General features: G+C 35.7%; 4 protein-coding genes. 3 read left to right on the top strand and 1 reads right to left on the bottom strand.

Going from position 1 to position 5,679, the window contains the following annotated elements; genetic code table 11:
- The 3 genes from ACW6OJ_RS07265 to ACW6OJ_RS07255 form a co-directional block, all read left to right on the top strand.
- Positions 1–1,435, top strand: a 1,435-nt coding sequence (locus tag ACW6OJ_RS07265) for a M3 family oligoendopeptidase (RefSeq protein WP_456096168.1), incomplete at its 5' end; no start/stop codon positions are given.
- A 178-nt stretch (positions 1,436–1,613) separates the two neighbouring features.
- Positions 1,614–3,152 carry a ribonuclease Y gene (rny, locus tag ACW6OJ_RS07260; RefSeq protein ID WP_455104531.1) on the top strand — a complete coding sequence of 513 codons (1,539 nt, stop codon included), beginning with the start codon at positions 1,614–1,616 and terminating at the stop codon, positions 3,150–3,152.
- Positions 3,153–3,345: 193 nt separating this feature from the next.
- A complete protein-coding gene (locus ACW6OJ_RS07255; protein WP_456096167.1) occupies positions 3,346–5,136 on the top strand; it encodes a UvrD-helicase domain-containing protein in 1,791 nt (596 codons plus the stop codon).
- Positions 5,137–5,278: 142 nt separating this feature from the next.
- Here ACW6OJ_RS07255 and ACW6OJ_RS07250 read toward each other — a convergent pair.
- Positions 5,279–5,679 (bottom strand): undecaprenyl-diphosphate phosphatase (locus tag ACW6OJ_RS07250; protein ID WP_456096166.1); only part of this gene is annotated, 401 nt, incomplete at its 5' end.

Genomic DNA, 5,679 nt, shown 5'->3' with positions numbered 1-5,679 from the left:
CGACTTTTATATGGCTGAAAATGAATATTGGGATGAGTATGGTCCCCTATACCAAGACCTAGACTACAACCTTTACCAAACCCTTTTAAAGATAGATTATAAGGACCAGATAATAGGGGAGTATGGTCAGCAATTTTACGGACTAATGGAGTGCAATGTTAAGAGCTTTTCCAAGGAAATAATAGGACTTTTGCAGGAAGAAAATAAGCTTATGTCCGAATATACAGCCCTATTGGCGTCAGCAAAAATAGACTTTGATGGAAGGATATGCAACCTTTCAGATATGAATCTTTACATGGAATCTCTTGATGATAAGGTTAGGGAGGAGGCTATAAGAGCCCATACACACTTTTTTGAAGAGAATGAAGCTAGGTTTGATCAGATATTTGATAGACTGGTCAAAATAAGGCACCAGATGGCCCTTAAAATGGGTTATAAATCATTTGTTGACTTGGGATATTATAGGATGCAGAGAACCGACTACAATAGGGATATGGTGGCTAATTTAAGGAAAAATGTTCTTGTAAAATATGGAAAAAAAGCCCAAGACCTATATGATGACCAGGCCAAAAGAATAGGTAGGGACAAGATAGACTATTTCTGTGAAAAAATTGAATTCTTGGATGGAAATGCCGAGCCACAAGGGAGCAGTGAAGAAATCTTTGAGGCTGGAAGGGCAATGTATTCTAGCCTATCTGAAGAAACAAAGGAATTTTTCGAATTCCTACTTTCTAGAGGTCTATTTGATGTAGAGGCTAGGGAGAATAAGGCTATGGGAGGCTATTGTACGGTTCTGCATGAATACAGGATGCCCTTTATATTTGCAAACTTTAATGGGACTGTTGATGATATTGACGTCTTAACTCATGAGGCTGGACATGCCTTTCAGATGTACATGTCTAGACATATAAATATGCCAGAGTTAATTTTTCCAACTCTAGACTCATGTGAAATACATTCTATGAGCATGGAATTCTTTACATATCCGTGGATGGACTTTTTCTTTGGTCAGGATGTAGAAAAGTATAAGACCTACCACTATGGGGCTGCAATCAAGTTTTTACCTTATGGCTGTCTAGTGGATCATTTCCAACATGAGATATATGAAAACCCAGATATGACGCCGGAACAGAGAAAGGAAACCTGGTCAAGGCTAGAAAAGAATTATTTGCCTTATAGGGACTATGGCGATTTAGAAATATTAAATAGGGGAGGATATTGGTATAGGCAGGGGCATATATTTAAGGATCCCTTCTATTATATAGACTATGTTTTGGCCCAAATTTGTGCTTTGAATTTTTATGAAAAAATGCAGGAGGATTTTGATATTGCCTGGAATGACTACTTAAAAATATGTAAGTTAGGTGGCAAATATTCATTTTTTAATTTAGTAAAAGCTGGGAATTTACCTAATCCTTTTGATTTAAATAGGTAAAATAGGCAAATAATGTTTAGCTTGACACAAAATTAAAAAGATTATAAAATAGAGTGTGGGAGTATGTGCCTACAAAAATTTATGATTTAAAAGCTATAATTTTTGTTGATATGCGAATAAACGAATATTGAATGAAAATGAACTTTGAAAACAGAATAAGACAAAGGAGGTGGACGCAATTAATCCTTATATAATAATAACTGCTGTAGTGGCAGTATTACTAGGGCTATTAATTGGTTATGTTATCAGAAAAAACATCTCTGAAGCCAAGATAGGACAGGCTGAAAATTTAGCTAGAGAAATCCTTGAAAAGGCAAACAGAGATGCTGAAACAGTTAAGAAAGAAAAACTTCTAGAGGCTAAAGAAGAAATTCATAGATTACGTACTGAAGGCGAAAAAGAAAACAAGGAAAGAAGAAATGAAGTACAGAAATATGAAAAAAGAGTTTTACAAAAAGAAGAAACTCTTGACAGGAAGATTCAGTCTTTAGAGCAGAAGGAAGCAAACCTACAGAAAAAAAATGAAGCGGTTGCAAAAAAAGAAAGTGAAGTAGAGGAAATAAAGGTCCAGCAACAGCAGAAATTGGAAAGTATATCAGGTTTTACAACTGAAGAAGCCAAGGAAATAATACTTTCTAATGCTGAGAGAGACGTCAGAAGAGAAATGTCTCTAATGATCAAGGAAAAGGAAGCTCAGGCCAAGGAAGAAGCTGAAAAGAAGGCTAGGGAAATCATTGGTTACGCTATCCAGAAGTGTTCCGCAGACCATGTTGCTGAAACTACTGTATCAGTAGTTAACCTACCTAATGACGAAATGAAGGGTAGGATAATTGGTAGAGAAGGTAGAAATATCAGGGCTTTGGAAACATTGACTGGTATAGACTTGATTATAGACGATACTCCAGAAGCAGTAATCCTATCAGGATTTGATCCGATTAGGAGAGAGGTAGCAAGGATTGCCCTTGAAAACCTGATTGGTGATGGTAGAATACATCCAGCCAGAATTGAAGAAATGGTAGAAAAGGCCAAGAAAGAGGTACAGAATATCGTTAAGGAAGCTGGTGAACAGGCCATGTTCGATACGGGTGTACACGGACTTCATCCAGAGTTGGTCAAGCTACTAGGTAGACTTAGGTACAGAACAAGTTATGGACAGAATGTATTAAAGCATTCTATAGAAGTATCCATCCTAGCAGGTATTATGGCTGAGGAAATTGGTGCAGATGTTAAGCTAGCCAAGAGGGCTGGTTTGGTACATGATATTGGCAAGGCTGTTGACCATGAGATTGAAGGTACACACATAGAAATAGGTATGGACCTATTAAAGAAGTACAAGGAATCTAAGGATGTAATACATGCTATGAGTACCCACCATGGCGATTATGAACCACAAACAGTTGAGGCTGTTTTGGTTACAGCTGCAGATGCTGTTTCTGCTGCTAGACCTGGTGCAAGGAGAGAAACTCTTGAAGCTTACATAAAGAGACTTGAAAAGCTTGAAGAAATAACTAATTCATACGAAGGTGTAGAAAAATCATTTGCAATCCAGGCCGGTAGAGAGGTCAGAATAATGGTTAAGCCAGAGTATGTAAATGATGAAGAAATGCACTTATTGGCTAGGGATATGACTAAGAGGATAGAAGAAGAACTTGAATATCCAGGTCAGATCAAGGTTAGCATAATCAGAGAGACAAGAGCTACTGATTACGCTAAATAAGCGAGCTAGATTTAAATGAGCTTACCTATAAGGGAAGCCTCGAGAAAGGAGGGTATCTATTTATAAGATTAAGTAAATAGATACCCTCTTTTTATTTTTATAAGGATATTTAGTCAAGTCCTTTCTAGTTTATTATTTGGAATTCTGTGGTATAATACTTAGTAAATATATTTGATTTAATACTAAATAGGAGGTGCTGGTTTTGAAAAAATTTACAAATATAGTTTCAAACCTTGACGCTCTAAAACTAAAAAAAGTTGAAGAATTTATATATAAAAATGTAGATGAAGATGTATTTATCTTGCCTAAAGTAGTTCCATTTAAGGGGGTAAACACCGATATGCTCTATATAAGGGACAATAGACTCTTATTTATAAAATTTATGGATACCACTGAAGAGCTATTTTCCTTCTTAGATGAAGAAATACTTGAAATAATGAAGGAAGAATATGAGCTCATGAAGGAAAATATGGATAGGTATTATCCAAATATATCCTACAACTATGTTTATGTCATGCCATATATTGACTATATTGAAGATACCTATGGAATGGATGACTTTGTAGCTGAGAATGTTTTATGTGGTACTAGGGTAAAGGCGCTTATAAATGATGATAAGGTCGATCTGGGACCATATCTAAGAGATGAAAATGATGAGGTGAGTATGTCTATGTACCTATTTAGGATTTGCACTGAGTACTTTACCTTGACTAGGGGCATAAATATAAATGATAAGCTCAAAAGAATCAGTTTTCATGACAAATACCTAGACTACAAGTTTGCCTTGATGGATGATGAGCAGATCCTCAATATCGCTTCTGTAAACTATGGAAATCACTCCATAGTTGGGGGCTCAGGTACAGGGAAAAGTGCAATTATGATGGGTAGGGTAATAAAGCTATCCAAAATATATCCCCACCATAATTTCTTGATCTTGACCTTCACTAAGCAGCAGGCCAACAAGTACCTTGAGCTCTTAGATATACTAAAGGTAGATACAAATAATATTATGGTATATACCTTCAGTTCTTTTATATTCAAGATAGCCAAGATAAACAAGCTGGTGATTGACTACAACCTTGTAAAGACCAACTATGATAAGGCCTTTGCCAATATAATGAAACAAGTTGACAACTCAGTAAAGAATAAAAAAATGTTTAAGGGTATCTTTATAGACGAAGCAGAAAATATGAATGAAGAGGATATTAACCTTATTTACCAGTTCCTATATACGAGTAAGAGGGTATTTAATGTTAATGTGTGTAAGTCATATAATATTAACAATAGTCTCAATATATACAAGTGCAGGATAAAAGAAGATATAGAATATGAGGAAGAGTTATTTCTAAAAAAGAATTACAGACAGTCACGAGAAGTGGTTGACTTTATAAATAGTTTTTGTGACAGGTCAAACGACTATATAAGGTTCCTAAGAGACAATATTCCGACTACCATATTCATGAAGACAGAAGCTATATATGAAAGTGGTATGAACGTAAATATAGTCAAGGTGGACGACCTAGATGACCAAATTCATTCTGTAGTATGGGAAATTCAACACCTTATAAATGACTGTGGCTTTAGACCTGAAGACATAGCGGTGGTATATCCATTTAACAAGAAAAAGCTAAAGAATGGAAAGATGATATACTTCCAGTATATGCTGAGAAAGTCATTAGAAGATGCAGATATACCTTATATGTACGCAGATGATACAGTTACCAACCTTACGCCAAAGACAGGGGTGACTATATCTAACATATATTCAATAAAATCCCTATCATACAAGGCTATCATCATCTGTGAATTAGAAATGCTATACAACCAAAAGGTAAGCCCTGAGGACCAGGACTACCAGATAAATGACTTCGTAGGAGACCTAAACAAGGTGTACACAGCTATGACAAGGGTAGAGGACTATTTATCTATTATAGCCTCCTACGATAAGGAGTCTAGTGATATATTTAAGCTTCTAATTGACTAGAATATATTTTTAATGTACCTGAATACAGTAAAGAATATAATAGCTATATAGGCTATATAAAAATCAAATCAATAATAAATAAAAAATAAACCAGTCTTTCAATAAGTGCAATACTTATTGAAGACTGGTTTATTATTATATATTATCCTGCTATTGCAAAGTAAATAAATACTATTATACCTAGTACGATTCTATATACACCAAAGGCCTTGAAGTCGTGTTTCTTTATGTAGGACATAAAGAACTTTATAACTATAACCGAAACTATAAAGGCTACAAGGGATCCTAGGAACATGATAAACCATTCAAAACCTGTGAAAGCGAAACCAGCCTTAAGCAGCTTCAGTAGGCTGGCACCCAGCATAGTAGGTATGGCTAGGAAGAATGAAAATTCTGCTGCTATATACCTAGATGTACCAAGTAGGGTAGCTCCTATAATTGTAGAACCAGACCTTGACGTACCTGGTACCAGGGCAAGGCACTGGAAGAGACCAATTAGAAGGGCAGTCTTGTAAGACACCTGACTGAACTTAGTAATATCGG

The sequence above is a fragment of the Peptostreptococcus sp. genome (assembly GCF_977045075.1).
The sequence above is the reverse complement of the archived record's forward strand: the minus strand, read 5'-3'. Positions and strand labels throughout refer to the sequence as shown.